This window comes from Pseudomonas sp. yb_2 (assembly GCF_043103905.1).
GTDB classification, from domain to species: domain Bacteria; phylum Pseudomonadota; class Gammaproteobacteria; order Pseudomonadales; family Pseudomonadaceae; genus Aquipseudomonas; species Aquipseudomonas alloputida.
The window spans coordinates 1-17,291 of record NZ_JBICKH010000102.1; the positions used below are offsets into that span (position 1 = coordinate 1).

15 protein-coding genes are annotated in these 17,291 nt (G+C 62.3%); 8 read left to right on the forward strand and 7 right to left on the reverse strand.

Translation table 11 applies throughout. The features are described 5' to 3' along the window. From ACF8FB_RS26440 to icmH, 4 genes are all read right to left on the reverse strand, one after another. On the reverse strand, positions 1–1,166 hold a 1,166-nt coding region (locus tag ACF8FB_RS26440), incomplete at its 3' end, for a T6SS effector BTH_I2691 family protein (protein ID WP_392512522.1). 14 nt (positions 1,167–1,180) lie between these two features. Continuing rightward, complete coding sequence (locus ACF8FB_RS26445) at positions 1,181–2,059, reverse strand: DUF4123 domain-containing protein (RefSeq protein ID WP_392512523.1); 879 nt, start codon at positions 2,057–2,059, stop codon at positions 1,181–1,183. After that, positions 2,059–4,236, reverse strand: a complete 2,178-nt coding sequence (locus ACF8FB_RS26450; protein WP_010954258.1) for a type VI secretion system Vgr family protein — start codon at positions 4,234–4,236, stop codon at positions 2,059–2,061. The genes ACF8FB_RS26445 and ACF8FB_RS26450 overlap by 1 nt, the downstream gene beginning before the upstream one ends. A 13-nt stretch (positions 4,237–4,249) precedes the next feature. After that, positions 4,250–5,098 (reverse strand): type IVB secretion system protein IcmH/DotU, encoded by an 849-nt coding sequence (gene icmH, locus ACF8FB_RS26455; protein ID WP_010954257.1) that lies wholly within the window; start codon positions 5,096–5,098, stop codon positions 4,250–4,252. 350 nt (positions 5,099–5,448) lie between these two features. On the opposite strand from icmH, the gene ACF8FB_RS26460 reads away from it, so the two are divergent. From ACF8FB_RS26460 to ACF8FB_RS26495, 8 genes are all read left to right on the forward strand, one after another. Further along, positions 5,449–6,189 (forward strand): gluconate 2-dehydrogenase subunit 3 family protein, encoded by a 741-nt coding sequence (locus ACF8FB_RS26460; RefSeq protein WP_060489445.1) that lies wholly within the window; start codon positions 5,449–5,451, stop codon positions 6,187–6,189. A 3-nt stretch (positions 6,190–6,192) separates the two neighbouring features. After that, positions 6,193–7,977, forward strand: a complete 1,785-nt coding sequence (locus ACF8FB_RS26465) for a GMC family oxidoreductase (RefSeq protein WP_392512526.1) — start codon at positions 6,193–6,195, stop codon at positions 7,975–7,977. Between the two features lie 12 nt (positions 7,978–7,989). Beyond that, on the forward strand, positions 7,990–9,237 hold the full coding sequence (locus tag ACF8FB_RS26470) for a c-type cytochrome (protein WP_392512528.1): 1,248 nt from the start codon (positions 7,990–7,992) through the stop codon (positions 9,235–9,237). A 244-nt stretch (positions 9,238–9,481) separates the two neighbouring features. Then, a complete protein-coding gene (gene ptxS / locus ACF8FB_RS26475; protein ID WP_010954253.1) occupies positions 9,482–10,501 on the forward strand; it encodes a transcriptional regulator PtxS in 1,020 nt (339 codons plus the stop codon). A 64-nt stretch (positions 10,502–10,565) separates the two neighbouring features. Beyond that, the gene (locus ACF8FB_RS26480) at positions 10,566–11,345 is read left to right on the forward strand and encodes a sugar phosphate isomerase/epimerase family protein (RefSeq protein ID WP_392512530.1); all 780 of its coding nucleotides are present in this window, start codon (positions 10,566–10,568) and stop codon (positions 11,343–11,345) included. Beyond that, entirely contained in the window at positions 11,338–12,288 is a 951-nt protein-coding gene (locus ACF8FB_RS26485; protein ID WP_010954251.1) for a sugar kinase, read from the forward strand. Before ACF8FB_RS26480 ends, ACF8FB_RS26485 begins: the two co-directional genes overlap by 8 nt. Before the next feature lie 58 nt (positions 12,289–12,346). Then, positions 12,347–13,639 carry an MFS transporter gene (locus ACF8FB_RS26490; protein ID WP_014861724.1) on the forward strand — a complete coding sequence of 431 codons (1,293 nt, stop codon included), beginning with the start codon at positions 12,347–12,349 and terminating at the stop codon, positions 13,637–13,639. Between the two features lie 10 nt (positions 13,640–13,649). Beyond that, positions 13,650–14,612, forward strand: coding sequence for a D-glycerate dehydrogenase (locus ACF8FB_RS26495; protein WP_010954249.1), 963 nt, complete (start codon positions 13,650–13,652; stop codon positions 14,610–14,612). A 42-nt stretch (positions 14,613–14,654) separates the two neighbouring features. Here ACF8FB_RS26495 and ACF8FB_RS26500 read toward each other — a convergent pair whose 3' ends face one another. From ACF8FB_RS26500 to bamA, 3 genes are all read right to left on the reverse strand, one after another. After that, the gene (locus ACF8FB_RS26500) at positions 14,655–15,620 is read right to left on the reverse strand and encodes an endonuclease (protein WP_047605231.1); all 966 of its coding nucleotides are present in this window, start codon (positions 15,618–15,620) and stop codon (positions 14,655–14,657) included. 14 nt (positions 15,621–15,634) lie between these two features. Beyond that, entirely contained in the window at positions 15,635–16,018 is a 384-nt protein-coding gene (locus tag ACF8FB_RS26505; protein ID WP_392512534.1) for a hypothetical protein, read from the reverse strand. Between the two features lie 130 nt (positions 16,019–16,148). After that, on the reverse strand, positions 16,149–17,291 hold a 1,143-nt coding region (gene bamA, locus ACF8FB_RS26510), incomplete at its 5' end, for an outer membrane protein assembly factor BamA (protein ID WP_392512535.1).

Genomic DNA, 17,291 nt, shown 5'->3' on the forward strand with positions numbered 1-17,291 from the left:
TTCTGGTCGAACCGCTTGCGGAACTCGCCGGCATCCTGGCGGGCCTGGACTTTGCTGCGGACCTCGCGCTCGAACTGTGCCAGGTGGGGCTTCATGCGTTCATCATGGGCATCGGCCTGTTGACTGGCCCGTTCGGAGAACAGGTAGATCTCGGGATGCAGGTGGAGCTGGTTGCGGACTTTTTCGGCCATGACTTCGCGCTTGACGATCTCCTCGGCCACCATCTGTGGGTAGAGTTTTTCGATTTCCAGGAACGACTGCGCGACCAGAAGCTTGCGCTCGTTGTCCACGCCGGGTTCAACGGTGCGTTCCAGCCATTTCGTTTTCACATCATCGACGGCGGCATTGCGCCAGGCGTTGAGCTCCTGGGTAATGCCGATGGCATCTTCGATGACGATGGCGGCGCCACGGGGTTTGGTCTGGTTCACCGGCGGCGCCAGGGCCAGGCGTGAGGCGTGGGGCGAGACGATCTGGTCGTTGTTGAACGGCTGCAGGTCCAGTAGCGCCTGCAGGTCGGCATCGTCCTGGGCCTTGAAGTCGGCTACCCAGTTCAGTTGGTCGTGCTTGAGCACATGGGGCTGCGGCGGGGCGTCGGAGGGCTGGATGAAGCGGGCGATATCGATGGCGGGCAGGCTGTTGCGGTATTCGTCTTCGAGGAGGCGGTAGTTGTCGAGCAGGCGCGGAGTGAGTGGGGAAGGGCTAAAAAGCGGACGCAGTTCCTGGATGTCGTCGAGGTCGTAGAGGGTGATGGTCCAGCCGAAGCTGCGGATGATGTCATCCAGATTGCCAGTGAGGGGGGCGGGCTCCCACGGTGCGTCGGCGCTGATGTACAGCAGCGAACCATTGGGCGCCACGCGGTACTGGCTGTGCCATTCGTAGGCCGGCGCGCTATGGCGCTTGATCAGCAGGTAGAGAAAGCCCTCGCGCAAAGGGCGGATGGCGTAGCTGGAATGGGTCAGCTCGCCGACCTCCTGGAACGGGCTGAGATAGCCCGGCAATTTGGGCAGGCGGGCACGTTGTGCCGGGTTGCCGCCGACGGCGGCGTAGCGCAGGGGCAGCAGTTCGAAGCGGCGGGTGCAGTCGGCGACGGGGCTGTTGCGCAGGGCAGGGCGGTAGCCGGAGGTGATGCGCCTGCACAGTTCGAGGGTTTCGCTGAGTGAGTCCATGGTTGTGTTGTGCCTCAGTCCTTGGTGCGCAGGCAGCGCTGCACGTTGTCCATCAGGGATGTCTGCTGCTCGCGCGTGGCGGCAATCGCCTCCTGCCAGGCTGGCGAGCTACTGAGCTGTTCGCCACCACGAGCCAGCATCAGCACATAGCTGATAAGGTCTTCTTCTCGCCCCAGGCCTTGTGCGCGCGCCTGATCCAGATAGTGCTGAATCAAGCCAACCCGTGTGCCGTGGCAGGCAGCGTGCAAGGACGGGCAGGACTGCTCGTTCTTGAGCAACTCGGCAAGTTGAAAGCTCAGCGGGTCACCCGCCAGTTCGGCCCAACACGCTTCGTTCAACGTGATTGGCGGACAGTGCGTGGATTGAGGCTGATCACCGCCGGATATCTGCATCCACAACCGCTTGCTCGGGTGCGCCACGGGGGCCCACCAGTGATGGATGGGGGCCAGCCATTCGCTAACCCCAGGCAGCTCACGGTGCCTGTCCAGCACTAGCAGAGCCGCGGCGGTGTGGAAGCGCAACAGGTACGAGTGGCCGTCCGTGCCCGTGACGATGTTGGCGTGGCTCAAGTGTCCGGCGAGCCGGGCAGCGGGAAGCGCGCTGACTATCCAGCCGCACACGGCGCCAGCAGCACCTTGTTCAAGTTGCCACTGGAAGTCGTACTGGGCCGAGACATCGGAACCGAGGCGCGAACCGAACAACCAAGGGCCTACTGTCCGCAGGTTGCTGAACTGGGCTTGCTGCAGCAGTGGCCAGCAGCGGCCCGTGTAGTGCCCGGTCAGTTGTTCTTGCACCTTGGGTGTCAAATTGGCCATTTCCACGATGGCGCTGAGGCGATAGTGATCGGATGCCCGCAGCACATCGACCATTGCTCTGACAAATGGGCTGGGCATCAGCTTGCTCCTTCCATGCGAATGATGGTGTGGCCGTCGGCGATCGCCTTGAGCAGGCAGCTGAGGCAAATGGGTTCGCCAGGCGCTGGTACGCCAGACGTTGAAGTGACGCGATTGCTACCCGTAGCCTGCTGGCTGACAGGCCCTTTGAAGGCCAGCGCCAGGCCGTCCAGCGTTATACCGGCGCCGTCTACTCTCAAAAGCCCTGCGGGGCTGCGGATCGTCAGGCTTTCGCTGACCTGGATGTCATAAACCTTGGTGGTGTGCCGGATGGCTTCGCCCGTTTGCAACGTGCTGTGACCGGCAACGACCTGTTCGCGGTGGCCGCCGATTTCTACCGTGTGGTTTGCCTTGGTGATGTCCTGCCGGTGGTTCCCTACCTGTTCGATTCGGTCCTTGCCTGTGGTGATCCTGTGGTTGCGGCCGATGCTCAGGCTGTCGTCGTTGCCGATTTCGTGTACCCGGTTCTGGCCGATGCCAACAGACTCGTCACGGGCAATGTCTTCGCGACGGTCCTGACCGATCGAAATCGTCTCGTCTCGTTCGACGCGTTCGGTACGATCGTTACCCACGCGTGTGGTTTCGTCGTGCTTGACGATGTTGTTCTGGTCCCGCTCGGCATGAATGAACACCTCCTGCCGACCCAGTTCATCCTCGAAGCGCAGCTCGTTGAAGCCTTCGCCTTTATGGGTCTGGCTCTTGATGGTCATGCGCGTCTTGTGCTCGGGCAGGTCATAGGGCGGCAACTGGTTACCGCAATAGGTGCGCCCGGTGATCATCGGCTGGTCCGGGTCGGCGTTGACGTACTGGATGATCACATCCTGGCCGATGCGCGGGATGGCCATCGAACCCCAGCTGCCCCCCGCCCAACCTTGCGACACGCGCACCCAGCAGGAGCTGAACTCGTTGTTTTCGCTTTCCCGGTCCCAAGGAAAGCTCACTTTCACCCGGCCCCATTGGTCGCAATAGATTTCCTCGCCCTTGGGCCCGACCACCGTCGCCATGTGCGGGCCGTCGATGCGTGGCTTGGGCAGGGGGGCCGGGCGCCATTCGGTCCTGCCGGGAACCAGCAATGCTTCCTGTTTGTAGCGGGTGCCTTGCTGCGAGTCGGCGGCCTCTTCCTGCAGGCTGGTGAACTGGGTGCCTTCGTGATGCACGCTGACCGTGCGCCAGTGCACGTTGAGGTCTTCACGCGGGTGCTCGATGAGGGTGAAGCTCAGCCCCGGTTGCAGGCGCACATCGTCGCCTTCCACTTCGGCAATGCGTGCATCATGGCGCAGGGCCGTGAGGCGGGTGGCAGTGAACGGAACCCCGACCGCATCACGCTTGTATCGGCCGGGGTAGTCGAAGCGCTCATAGTTCAGCGATTGATGGGTGTTGCTATTGTCGTAAGCCTGGTGTTCCTGACGGTATTGTGGGTGAGTGAAGGTGTAGTCCCGTTGCACCTGCCGCGCTGTTCGAACCTGTTCGCTGTAACGCAAGCGCCGCAGGCAAGGCCTGGCCTGATCGCCGCCTCCAACGGATCGGTACAGCACCTGATCGGGGCCCACGTCGTCATTGTGAAACCCTTCATCCTCATCATCGGTCTTGATGGCCCCCCGGCTGATCTGGCCCAGCGCCAGCAGCCGGTCAGTGATGATTAGCAAGTGCTGTTTCGGCGTGTGGTCGAAGCGGTAGACAATGCCTTCCTCGGCGGCCAGGCGGGCCATGAAGTCGAGGTCTGTTTCACCGGCCTGCACGCAAAATTCGCGCACCTGATGCGGGTCGAGACACTTGAGCTCGTAGGCATTCACGCCCTGGCGCTTGAGCATGATCTCGAGAATCTGCGGCACGGTTTTCTGCTGGAAGATGCGCCAGTTCGAGCGCAGCCCGGCGCGGGCCAGCACGGGCTCGACCAGTGCCCGGTAACGGGTGCGATCGAAGCCTGTTTCTCCCTGGCTGAAGGTGCTGACCAGGCCGTGCACGTAGCGCAACGGGCGCTCACCCTGCCAGAGGGTGAAGAGCACCGGTTTGTCGAGGAGCTGGGCGAAGTCGACATCGTCTTCGAAACTGACCAGCTCCAGTTGTAGTCGGAACGGGGAGCTGATGGCTTCGTCCAGTTCGAACGACACCACCTCAAACTCGCTACGGCCAACCAGCGGCTGGAAAGTGAAGCGCAGATCGGATTGGCTGGGCATGTGGCGTCCCCCGTTACTGCTGCAGAATGGCGTTGAGCGATTCGACGACTTCGGCGGTTAGCAGGTCGAGGCGGTAGCTGTAGTAGCTGTAGGCGCAGACCATGGCGATGACCGAGATGACCAGCGGGGTCCACCAGGGCCACTGCCAGCGGCGCATACGGTGGGGGCAATGGACGACGTTGCTATAGGGGTCGCTCACTGTTTCCGGCGTGGGGCCACGCAGTTGGCGAATGACCTTGTGCATCCGGCTGATCAACGCGCGAAGGATTTCATCGCCCTTGGGGTCAAGGGCGTATTTGCCTTGCAGGCCCAGGCAAAAGCAGAAGTACAGGAACTCCAGCACATCCTGGAATTCCTTTGGCGATTGCATGATGCGCTCGAGCAGCACGAAGATCTTTTCGCCGCCCTGGGTTTCGTCGTGGAAGATGCTCAGCAGCGGTTCGTGGCTCCAGCACGAGTTCTGGCCCCAGGGGCGGGTCATCACGGCCTCGTCCAGGTGCAGGCACAAGGCGTAGGAATAGACTTCCTGATGGACCGCGCAATAGCCGTGCTGTCGCATTTCCTCGCGGATAGTACCGATCTGCGTTTGCACGGTCTTGTGCACGAACTGGATGTTGGGCAGGTCATCCAGTGTGCGCAGGCGAATGACCAGGCCGAACAGCTGGCTTGCCGCGTCGAGCATGAGGTTGTCGTAGCCGCCGCGTAGCTGAAAGTCCGGGTCGGCCGGGTAGCTGGTCAGATCTGTTGCGTATTCAGGACCCGCGCCACCAGGAGGCCGTGGGGTTTCATTTGTGTCTTCAAGCAGGATTGGCTTTTGGTGGGCGGGCACTGGTTTGCCAGTGCGGTCGGACTCTTTGGGCATCCTTGATCCTCGTCTCTTGGCAGGTCAAACACTCGCAGTGCACCTACTTCCATGCGGCCGGGCGCAAGCATTTGCGAAAGTTTGAAGCCTAACGAGGAATCAATTTTTGAGACAGATTGAAACTTCCTAATGCGTTGTAAGAAGTTTCGCTAAAAGTTGTTTTTAAGTGTTTCTTGTCAAAAAAATGATGTTTTGTACAGGTAGGGAAGGCAAAGCATGAAACCGGTTTCAAAACCTTTCTGAACGCGCTAGATTATTCGGCTGTCTCTTGATGGCCTATCAAGATCACCTCTCAATTGAAAATCAGATGGCGCTTATCAAGGCCGCCCCACAGCCGATGAGGATTCGCAATGCCTGAGCATGCCCCAGACAACCCGCGCAGGGATTTTCTGCGCAAGACCTTGACCCTGATCCCTGTCGTTACCGTGGCCAGCACGGGCCTTGGCGCAGGCGCCAGCCAGCTGCTTGCGGCCCCGCAACAGCAACCGAACGTGCCCGCCACGCCACCTGCGGGCGACTATCGACCGACATTCTTCAGCGCCGAGGAGTGGGCTTTTGTCCAGGCTGCCGTGTCGCGCATCATCCCGGCCGATGAGCTTGGCCCAGGGGCACTCGAAGCGGGTGCCGCCGAGTTCATCGACCGCCAGATGAATACCCCCTACGCGACTGGCGCACAGTGGTACATGCAAGGGCCGTTCAACGCCGACGCCCCGCCCGAACTGGGCTACCAGCTGCAGCTCAGCCCGCAACAAATCTACCGCCTGGGCATCGCTGCCGTGGATGGCTGGTGCAAGGCCAATGGTGGACAGGTTTTTGCTGCGCAAGATAGCGCTACCCGGGACCGCATTCTCAGCAAATTGGAGGCAGGAGAGCTGGTTTTCGAATCCGTTCCGGCCAAGGTGTTCTTCAGCCTGCTGGTGCAAAACACGCGTGAAGGGTTCTTCTGCGACCCGATTCATGGCGGCAACAAAGGCATGGTCGGCTGGACTCAGATCGGCTTCCCCGGCGCCCGCGCCGATTTCATGGACTGGGTCGAGCGCAATGAGCCTTACCCGTTCCCGGCTGTATCGATCCGTGGTGAGAGGGCCTGAGGCATGGCGACGGTGTTGAACAAAGTGGATGCGGTGATCGTCGGCTTCGGCTGGGCCGGTGCGATCATGGCCAAAGAGCTGACCGAGGCCGGGCTGCACGTGGTAGCCCTGGAGCGGGGGCCGATGCAGGATACCTACCCCGAAGGCAGCTACCCGCAGGTGATCGATGAGCTGACCTACAGCGTGCGCAAGAAGCTGTTCGTCGATGTATCGAAAGAAACCGTCACTGTCCGCCATAGCGTGAATGACGTGGCATTGCCCAATCGCCAGCTGGGCGCATTCCTGCCGGGCAAGGGCGTGGGGGGCGCGGGCCTGCACTGGTCGGGTGTGCACTTCCGGGTCGACCCCGTCGAGTTGCGCCTGCGCAGCCACTATGAAGAGCGCTACGGGCGCAGGTTCATTCCCGAAGGCATGACTATCCAGGACTTCGGCGTCAGTTACGAAGAGCTGGAGCCCTATTTCGACTTTGCCGAAAAGGTCTTTGGCACTTCAGGCCAGGCCTGGACCGTCAAAGGCCAGGTGGTCGGTGAAGGGAAGGGCGGCAACCCCTATGCGCCGGACCGTTCCAACCCGTTCCCGCTGCCCGCGCAGAAGAACGTTGTATCGGCAAGGCTGTTCGAAAAGGCGGCCACCAGCCTGGGCTATAAACCCTACAACCTGCCGTCGGCCAACACGTCGGGGCCATACACCAACCCCTACGGGGCGCAGATGGGGCCTTGCAACTTCTGCGGTTTCTGCAGCGGCTACGTGTGTTACATGTACTCCAAGGCCTCGCCCAACGTGAATATCCTGCCGGCGCTGCGCCAGGTGCCCAACTTCGAGTTGCGGCCCAATGCCCATGTGCTGCGGGTGAACCTGGACGACAGCAAGCGCAAGGCCACCGGCGTGACCTACATCGATGCCCAGGGGCGCGAGGTGGAGCAACCGGCAGAGCTGGTGATTCTGGCGGCTTTCCAGTTCAACAACGTGCGTCTGATGCTGCTTTCCGGCATTGGCAAACCTTACGACCCGGTAAAGAACGAGGGTGTGGTCGGGCGTAACTTCGCCTATCAGAACATGGGTACAGTGAAGGCGTTCTTCGACAAGGACACCCACACCAACAACTTCATCGGTGCGGGTGGCAATGGCATTGCCATCGACGATTTCAACGCCGACAACTTCGACCATGGCCCGCACGGCTTCGTCGGCGGTTCGCCAATGTGGGTGAACCAGGCCGGCAGCCGGCCGATTGCCGGTACCTCCAACCCGCCGGGCACTCCGGCCTGGGGCAGTGCCTGGAAGAAAGCCACGGCCGACTACTACACCCACCAGGTGTCGATGGACGCCCACGGCGCACACCAGTCCTACCGTGGCAATTACCTGGACCTGGACCCCACCTACCGCGATGCCTACGGTCAGCCGCTGCTGCGCATGACGTTCGACTGGCAGGAAAACGACATCAAGATGAACCAGTTCATGGTCGACAAGCTGAGCAAGATCGCCCAGGCGATGAACCCCAAGGCCATTGCCGTGCTGGGCAAGCAGGTCAAGGACCACTTCAACACCACCAGTTACCAGACCACCCACCTGAACGGCGGGGCGATCATGGGCACTGACCCCAAGACCAGTGCACTGAACCGCTACCTGCAAAGCTGGGACGTACACAACGTGTTCGTTCCGGGGGCTTCGGCGTTCCCGCAGGGGCTGGGTTACAACCCGACCGGGCTGGTGGCTGCGCTCACGTACTGGTCGGCCCGCGCCATCCGTGAGCAGTACCTGAAAAACCCCGGTCCGTTGGTCCAGGCTTGAGGAGCGATGAGCATGAAGACACTGTTGATCGCCACCCTGGTGCTGGGCGCCGGTGCGGCTGCACAGGCCGTAGCGAATGACGATGCGCAGGTACGCCTGGGCGAGTACCTGGCCCGCGCCGGTGACTGCGTGGCCTGCCATACCGCCAAAGGCGGCAAACCCTTTGCCGGCGGGTTGCCGATGGAAACGCCGATTGGCACGGTGTACTCCACCAACATCACCCCGGCGGCCAGTGGCATTGGCCAGTACAGCTTCGAAGACTTCGACCAGGCCGTACGCAGGGGGATCGGCAAGGACGGCAGTACGCTCTATCCGGCCATGCCATACCCGTCGTATGCGCGGGTCAGCGAGCAGGACATGCAGGCGCTCTACGCCTATTTCATGAAGGGCGTGGCGCCTGTCGAGCAGGCGAACAAGGCCTCTGACATTCCCTGGCCGCTGAGCATGCGCTGGCCACTGGCAATCTGGCGCGGCGTGTTCGCACCAGAGGCCAAGCCCTGGCAGGCATCGGCGACAGCTGACCCTGTGGTGAACCGCGGTGCGTACCTGGTCGAGGGCCTTGGGCATTGTGGCGCTTGTCATACGCCGCGGGCGCTGACCATGCAGGAGAAGGCTCTGAGTGCGGCCGATGGTGAGCAGTTTCTGGCCGGCAGCGCACCGCTGGAAGGCTGGATTGCCAAGAACCTGCGTGGTGATCACAAAGACGGCCTGGGCAGCTGGAGCGAAGCGCAGTTGGTGCAGTTTCTCAAGACTGGGCGCAGTGATCGTAGCGCCGTGCTCGGCGGCATGAGCGATGTGGTCGAGCACAGCATGCAGCACATGAGTGATGCTGACTTGACCGCTATCGCCCGCTACCTGAAAACCCTGCCGCCGAGTAATCCGGATGACCAGCCACATGTGTACGACAAGCAGGTAGCCGATGCGCTATGGACGGGTGACGACAGCAAGCCTGGGGCGGCGGTGTACATCGACAACTGCGCGGCCTGCCACCGCACCGACGGGCAGGGCTACACCCGCGTGTTCCCGGCTTTGGCCGGCAACCCGGTGGTGCAGACTGCGGATGCCACGTCGCTGATCCATGTGGTGCTCGCCGGTGGCACGGTACCGGCAACGCACAGTGCACCGTCGAACTTCACCATGCCGGCTTTCGGCTGGCGCCTGAGTGACCAGGAGGTTGCCGAGGTGGTGAATTTCATTCGCAGCAGTTGGGGTAACCAAGGCAGTGCCGTCACCGCCGGTGATGTAAAGTCGCTTCGCTGACGTGTTTTTCAGCGCCCTCGCCCGTAGGAGCGGGTTTACCCGCGAACACGGGCGAAGCCTGTGCCATCCCTAATCCCGATCCCGTAGATCTAAATCTATTAATATCAATGACCTATGCAATATTCTTAATGCGATTTAACATTTCCTGTCTTCGTGCCCGACCAACGGCCTGTTGACGAACCTGCGCATTTTTGCTGTATTGAAACCGGTTTCATCACTATTAAAACAATCATAAGGAAAACCCATGACCGACGCGCCTGCCCATACCCGCGAACGGGTCACCATCAGTGAAGTGGCGCGTGTTGCTGGCGTTTCCAAAGCCACCGTCTCCCGTTACATCGGTGGCGACCGCCAATTGCTGGCCGAAGCCACGGCCAAGCGGCTGGAAGAGGTCATCGAACGCCTCGGCTATCGCCCCAACCAGATGGCTCGCGGCCTAAAGCGCGGCCAGACGCGACTGATCGGCATGCTGGTGGCCGATATCCTCAACCCCTATTCAGTGGCCGTGATGCACGGCGTGGAAACCGCCTGCCGTCAGCATGGTTACAGCCTGGTGGTGTGCAACACCAACCGCGACGACGAGCAGGAGCGTCACCACCTGGTGGCCCTGCAGAGCTACAACGTCGAAGGGCTGATCGTGAACACGCTCGGCCACCACCCCGGCGAGCTGCTCAACCTGCAGCGTGACATCCCCATGGTGCTGGTCGACCGCCAATTGCCCGAGCTGAATGTGGACCTTGTCGGCCTGGACAATGCTGACGCAGTCGAGCAGGCCCTGGACCACCTGCAAGCCCAGGGCTACCGCGACATCCTGGCGGTCAGCGAACCCCTCGATGGCACCAGTTCACGCCTGGAGCGGGTGCAGGCATTCGGCGCGTCGATCAGCCGACGGCCAGGCATGCGTCAGCAGGTACTGGAAATCGGCGCCGGGCTGCAGGGCCAACTGGCTTCGTTTCTTGCCCACAGTGGTCATGGTCCGCAAGCCATCTTCACCTTCAACGGCGTTGCCACCTTGGCGGTCACCCGGGCGCTGCTCGAGGCCGGGCGCAACCTGGTTGCCGATGTCGGTCTGATCGCCCTCGACGACCTCGACTGGTACCCCTTGGTCGGCAAAGGCATCACCGCACTGGCCCAGCCCACCGAGCGTATCGGCGTGGCGGCCTTCGAAAGCCTGCTCGGTCGCTTGCGCGGCGACAGCGGCGCAGCCCGGCGCATCGACTTCAAGGCCAACCTGATCATCCGCGGTTCAACCCAACCCCAGTAAGAAAACGGCAGGCTTGCGCCTGCTGCTGATCAAAAATGAAACCGGTTTCATAAGGACAAGAACAATGCAAGCGAACCCCGTTTCCATCAGTCTCTCCAGCTACGGCGCCGACTTTGTGCGCCAACGTGGCCAGGAGCAGTTTCTGGACCTGCTGGCAGCCGCTGGCGTCAGCCGCGTCGAATTGCGCGAAGAATTGTTCGCCAGCGCACCGGACGCAGCTGCGCTGGGCAGGGTCATTGCCGCGCTGCGCCTGGAATGCCTGTACTCCACCCCCCTTGAACTGTGGACCGCGCAAGGCGTGCCCGACCCGCTGCTGGTGCAGAAGCTGGAAATAGCCCGGGCGCTTGGCGCAGTGGCGCTGAAGGTTTCCTTGGGGCACTTCGATGAGCACTGCGATGTGACGGCCCTGGCGTCGCTGCTGCCTGCGCAGGGGCCTCTGTTGCTGGTGGAAAACGATCAGACCGCACAAGGTGGCAGGATCGAACCGATGCTGCAGTTTTTCCAGCGTGTCGACTCGCTTGGGCTGCGCCTGGGCATGACGTTCGATATCGGTAACTGGCAGTGGCAGGGCGAGCCTGCGCGGCAAGCTGCAAGGCAGCTAGGCCGTTGGGTGCGCTATGTGCATTGCAAGGCTGTGCAGCGCCGGGCCGATGGCCGTCTGGTTGCCATACCGCCGCAGGCTGCGGACCTGCAGGAGTGGGCAGCGCTGATGGCCGAGTTCGCGCCGGGCGTGGTGCGCGCCGTCGAGTACCCCCTGGTGGGCGAAGACCTGCTGGCGCTGACCCGGGCCCAGGTGCGTCACCTTTCTGCACTGGGCGCTGCGCAGGAGCTGGACCATGCATGAACATGACGTGCTGTGTTTCGGCGAAACCATGGCCATGTTCGTCGCCGAGCAAGCCGGTGACCTGGCCGGTGTCGGGCAGTTTGGCAAACGCATCGCCGGCGCCGACAGCAACGTGGCGATCGGCCTGGCGCGGCTGGGCTTCAAGGTGCGCTGGCTGAGCCGGGTTGGTGACGATTCGCTGGGCCGTTTCGTGCTCGACAGTTTGCGCTGCGAAGGCCTGGACTGTTCCGGTGTCGAGGTGGATGCCAACTACCCGACGGGCTTTCAGCTCAAGGCCCGCAGCGAGGATGGCAGCGACCCGGCAGTGGAGTACTTTCGCCGCGGTTCGGCGGCCAGCAGGCTGTCAGCTGCGATGGTGAGCCCCGTTTGGCTGCAGGCTCGCCACGTGCACGCTACCGGTATTCCGCTGGCGTTGTCGGACAGCTGTCGGGCGCTGTCCCACGCGCTGTTGGACGGAATGCGCGCAGCCGGTCGCAGCATATCGTTCGACCCCAACCTGCGCCCCTCGCTGTGGCCCGATCAAAGCAGCATGGTGCGTGAAATCAATGCCCTGGCGGCCAAGGCCGACTGGGTTTTACCGGGGCTGGAAGAGGGGCGGTTGCTGACCGGTCAGCACACCCCGGCCGATATCGCCGCGTTCTACCTGGACCAAGGGGTGGAACTGGTGGTGATCAAGCTGGGCGACGCTGGCGCCTACTTCCGCAGCGCCAAGGGCGAAGGGCAGGTAGCCCCCGTGCCAGTCAGCCGCGTGGTGGACACCGTCGGTGCAGGTGATGCCTTTGCCGTCGGTGTGCTCAGCGCGCTACTGGAGGGCCGTCCGGTAGCCGAGGCGGTAGCGCGCGGCAACTGGTGCGGCAGCCGTGCCGTGCAGTCGCGTGGCGACATGGAAGGGCTGCCGCTGCGCCATGAACTGGAGGCCTACGACTTGCGCAGAAGCGCGTGAAGGCCCCAACCCGAATCACCTGTTGCAACAAAAAAAACAAGCTCAGGAGCAACAAACCATGCAAAGCCAAAGCCTGGCACCGCGCCGCTGGTGGTACATCATCCCGATCGTGTTCTTTACCTACAGCTTGGCCTACCTGGACCGCGCCAATTACGGCTTCGCTGCCGCCTCCGGCATGGCCGAAGACCTGCACATCACCCCGGTGCTGTCTTCGTTGTTGGGTGCGCTGTTCTTTCTCGGTTACTTCTTCTTCCAGGTGCCCGGCGCCATCTACGCTGAAAAGCGCAGCGTGAAGAAACTCATCTTCGTCTGCCTGATCCTGTGGGGCGGCCTTGCCACGCTTACCGGCATGGTCAGCAACGTCTACATGCTGATCGGTATCCGCTTCCTGCTCGGGGTGGTGGAAGCTGCGGTCATGCCGGCCATGCTGGTGTACCTGTGCCATTGGTTCACCCGGGCCGAGCGTTCGCGCGCCAACACCTTCCTGATGCTGGGCAACCCGGTGACCATTCTGTGGATGTCGGTGGTGTCCGGTTACCTGATCAAGCATTACGACTGGCGCTGGATGTTCATCATCGAAGGCCTGCCTGCCGTGATCTGGGCGTTCTTCTGGTGGCGCCTGGTGGATGACCGCCCGGCCCAGGTGGCTTGGCTGAGCGAGCAGGAAAAGGCCGCCCTGGCGCAGGCGCTGGCTGCCGAGCAGCAGGGTATCAAGCCTGTAAAGAACTACCGCGAAGCGTTCCGCTCGCCGCAAGTGATCATCCTGGCGCTGCAGTACTTCTGCTGGAGCATCGGCGTGTATGGCTTCGTGCTGTGGCTGCCGTCGATCCTCAAGCAGGCGGCGAACGTCGATATCGTGCAGGCCGGCTGGCTGGCCTCGGTGCCTTACCTGGCGGCGGTGCTGGCAATGGTGGGCGTGTCCTGGGCGTCCGACCGCCTGCAAAAGCGCAAGCGCTTCGTCTGGCCGCCGCTGCTGATTGCCGCGTTGGCGTTCTATGGTTCCTACGCCTTGGGCAGCGAGCATTTCTGGCTGTCGTATGCATTGCTGGTGGTCGCTGGTGCCTGCATGTACGCCCCTTATGGCCCGTTCTTCGCGATCGTGCCCGAGATCCTGCCGGCCAACGTCGCAGGCGGCGCCATGGCGCTGATCAACAGCATGGGGGCGCTGGGCTCGTTTGGCGGCTCGTGGCTGGTGGGCTACCTCAATGGGGCTACGGGCGGGCCCGGCGCCTCTTACCTGTTCATGTGTGGTGCGCTGCTGACTGCAGTGGCGCTTACCGCTGCGCTCAATACTTCCCAGACCTCTGGCCGGGCAAAGCGCGATAGCTCGCGTCTGGCCATGAACCATTAGGAAACCTGCAATGAAGAAGCGAATCGTCCTGTATAAACGCCTGTCCGACGACTTGATGGCACGCCTGCAAGATCGCGTCGAGGTGACCTGGGTGGACACCACCCAGCCCGATGCCCTGGCCCGCCTGCGCGATGCGTTACCGGGGGCGCACGGGTTGTTGGGGGCCAGCCTGCGCCTGGATGCCAGCCTGCTCGACCTTGCCCCGCAACTGGAAGTGGTGTCGAGCGTTTCGGTAGGCGTGGACAACTACGACATTGCTGAACTCAGCAGGCGTGGTGTGATGCTCACCAACACGCCCGACGTGTTGACCGAAACCACGGCCGACACAGGCTTTGCCTTGATCCTGGCTACCGCCAGGCGGGTGGTGGAGCTGGCGAACTGGGTGCGTGACGGCCGTTGGCAGGCCAACCTGGGGCCGGCGCATTTTGGCAGTGATGTGCATGGCAAGACGCTAGGCATCGTCGGCATGGGCCGCATTGGCGAGGCCCTGGCCCGGCGCGCGGCCGCTGGCTTTGGCATGCGCGTGCTGTATCACAGCCAGCGTGCCAAGCCCGAGGTGGAAGCACGCTATGCCGCATGCCAGTGCAGCCTGGATGAGCTGTTGCAGCAGGCAGACTTCGTTTGCCTGACGGTGCCATTGAGCGCCAGCACCGAAGGCCTGATAGGCGCACGGGAACTTGCGTTGATGAAGCCTGACGCAATACTGGTGAACATCTCACGCGGGCGTGTGGTGGATGAGCAGGCGCTGATCGAAGCGCTGCGGGCCAGGCGCATCCGCGGTGCGGGGCTGGACGTGTTCGTGCACGAGCCACTGCCGATCGACTCGCCGCTGTTGCAGCTGGATAACGTGGTAGCGACCCCGCATATCGGCTCGGCGACCGAGGAAACCCGCCAGGCCATGGCGCGTTGCGCGGTGGACAACCTGCTCAGCGCGCTGGCCGGTGAGCGGCCGGTAAACCTGGTCAACGGCTGACGCGCCCCCGCTCCCACAGGGGCCGCGCAGCCTTTGAAACGGTCAGCGGCAGTTGCCTGCCTTGCGATACCCCGCTGCCTGCGCTTCACCTTCGTTTGCGAAGGTAACCTGGTTCTTCGCTGTAACCTGGTTGTAGCCCGGGCAGCCGACTGACAGGTGATAGACGTGGCTGTTGCGGTTGCCAAGCACGGCGCCGACCGAACCGGCGCTGGCCAGGCTTGGTTTGGCCTCTGGCTTGGCCGCGTTTACCGGCACCGCCTGTACCACGCCGCTGCCAACCGGCTTGTAGCCGGCAGTCCACTTGCGTTCGCCGCTTACGAACGGGTTGGCATGGCCCATGATCGCGGCAATGCGCCGGTCGCGTTCTTTCTCCCAGGCCGACACGGGGTGTTGCTTGTCCCAGGCCATCAGCAGCTGTTGCTGTTGGCGCGACATGTTCAGCTTGTAGCGGTCGAACATGTAGAACGTGGTGCGGGCCACCAGGCCTTTGACTTCGTCACGCGGTTCGGCGGTGCGCTGGACGAAATCGACCTTGGTGGTGCATTGGCCGTATTCGCCGGCATTGCCAGTGACCATGCCGTAGTTGAAGTTGCTGCGGTCACCGTTGACCTCACCCACGGCCGGGTAAAGGTTGAACAGGTCGGCCTCCATGGCGCGGAACACCGGGTCGTTGTCCACGCAGTGCTCACGGCCGCCGTTCTTCCAGCACTGGCGCTGGTTGCCGAAGGTGTGGGCGGGCACGATGTGTTCCCACTCGGTGCGTTCGGCACGGTTCTGCTGCTTGCGTGTCTGGTAACCACACGAGGCAGCGTCGATGCGCCCGCCAGACTTGCCCACCCAGGTCCATTTGCAACCGCAGTACAGGTCGCCCATGGCACTGCTGGCCTGGTCCAGGTAGACCTTCTGCTTGGCCACCACCTTGGCTTCGGTGAAGGTGGCCGGCGGGTTGGCCAGAGCGGGGAGGGTAAAGGAAAATAATAAGGTTACGGCGTAAAGCAGTGATTTCATGGGGAAAACATATTTCAGGTTGGGCCGGGCATTGTAATGGTTTCCCCGGGGCTGACCAGCTCGCGGAGCCATACCAATGGTCGGCCAGGGTCGTCGCTGCCCATACGGCTGAATGTGGCTGAGTCGAGTATGTCCCGCACCTCGGTGCCCATGCGCAGCAGGTGCTCGACGAAACCGGCACCGACGTCACCGTAATCCTCCAGGGAAACCCCGCTCTGGTTGTGCTGGATTGCCAGGTGGTAATGACTGACACCATCGCCGTTGCCGCTACCGCCCAGTACCACCGTGAAGCGTGGGCCAAGCAGGGTGGCCAGGCGTTCCTGCACCAGATCGAGCAGGGCGACGGGTATTTCATTTTCGCGCAGTGATGTAGGGAAACACGGTGTGAACGGAGGCATGAGGGTGTCCTGCTGGGCGGGGTTCGAGTGCTGGCCAGCTTAGGCAAGGTGACTGTCAACTTGGGTAAAGCGGGGGTAAAAGCGGGTAATGCTCAACCCCCGTGCTGCGCGGTTCATTTCAAGAGCAGCATCAGAAGGTCTGCCCTAACGAGAACTGGAACACCTGGGTTTCGGCGTTATCCGCCTTTTTCAATGGCGCCGCCAGGCTGAAACTCAGCGGCCCCATCGGGCTGTACCAGGTCACGCCAACCCCCAGCGACACAGCCATCTGCGCCAGGTCGACGCTGCCGCAGCCTTGGGTGGTGGACAGGTAGCAGGTGTCGGCATACACGTTGCCGGCATCGACGAACACCGAGCTGCGCAGTTGGCTCTGGTCCTTCACGAAGGGCAGCGGGAACAGGTACTCGGCACCGCCGGTAATCAGGATATTGCCCCCCAGCACATCGGTGTCGCGGTCGGAATAGTAAGCCTGCCCAGCGTTGGAATAGGCCCCGGTAGCCGGTGTGCTGCGCGGGCCGAGGGTGCCGTCCTTGAACCCGCGTACCGACCCCTGCCCACCGGCGTTGTAGCTTTCATAGAACGGCAAGCCGTCGGTGGAGCCATAGCCGTTGCCGTAGCCCAGGTTGGTGTGCAGGCGCAGCGTGGTGTTGCTGGTCACCGGCAGGAAAGCCTGGCCGTTGTAGTCGAGCTTGTAGAACGACAGGTCGCTGCCAGGGGTGGTAGCCATCAGCGTCAGGCTCTGCGAGTGGCCCCGGGTGGCCAGTACGCCTTTGTTGAGGGTAGATTCCGACCAACCGATCGACGCCTTGAGGTTGTTGAAGCTCTTGCCTTCGCGGGAGATGAAATCGTAGATCTCGTCAGCGCTGTAGGTGCCGGGCGAAATGTCGTCGTGCTGCAGGGTCAGGCCGTAGGTCAGGCGCGAGGTTTCGTTGATCGGGTAGCCAAAGCTGACCCCGGCGCCGTAGCTGTTGATTGCATAGTACGAAACACCATCGTCGTAGTAATCGCTGTAGTCGGTGCTGTTGTAGAACAGGTTGTAGCCCAGGCTGACACCGTCGGCGGTGAAGTAGGGATCGACGAAGCCGAAGTTGTACTTGGTCTGGTATTCCGAACGGGTCAGGCCGATGGATACCTTGTTACCGGTACCGAGGAAGTTGCTCTGGCTGATCGAACCACCCAGGATCAGGCCGGCGCTCTGGGCGAAACCGACGCTGGCGGTGATCGAGCCGGAGGCCTGCTCTTCGACGCTGTAGTTGACGTCGACCTGGTCGTC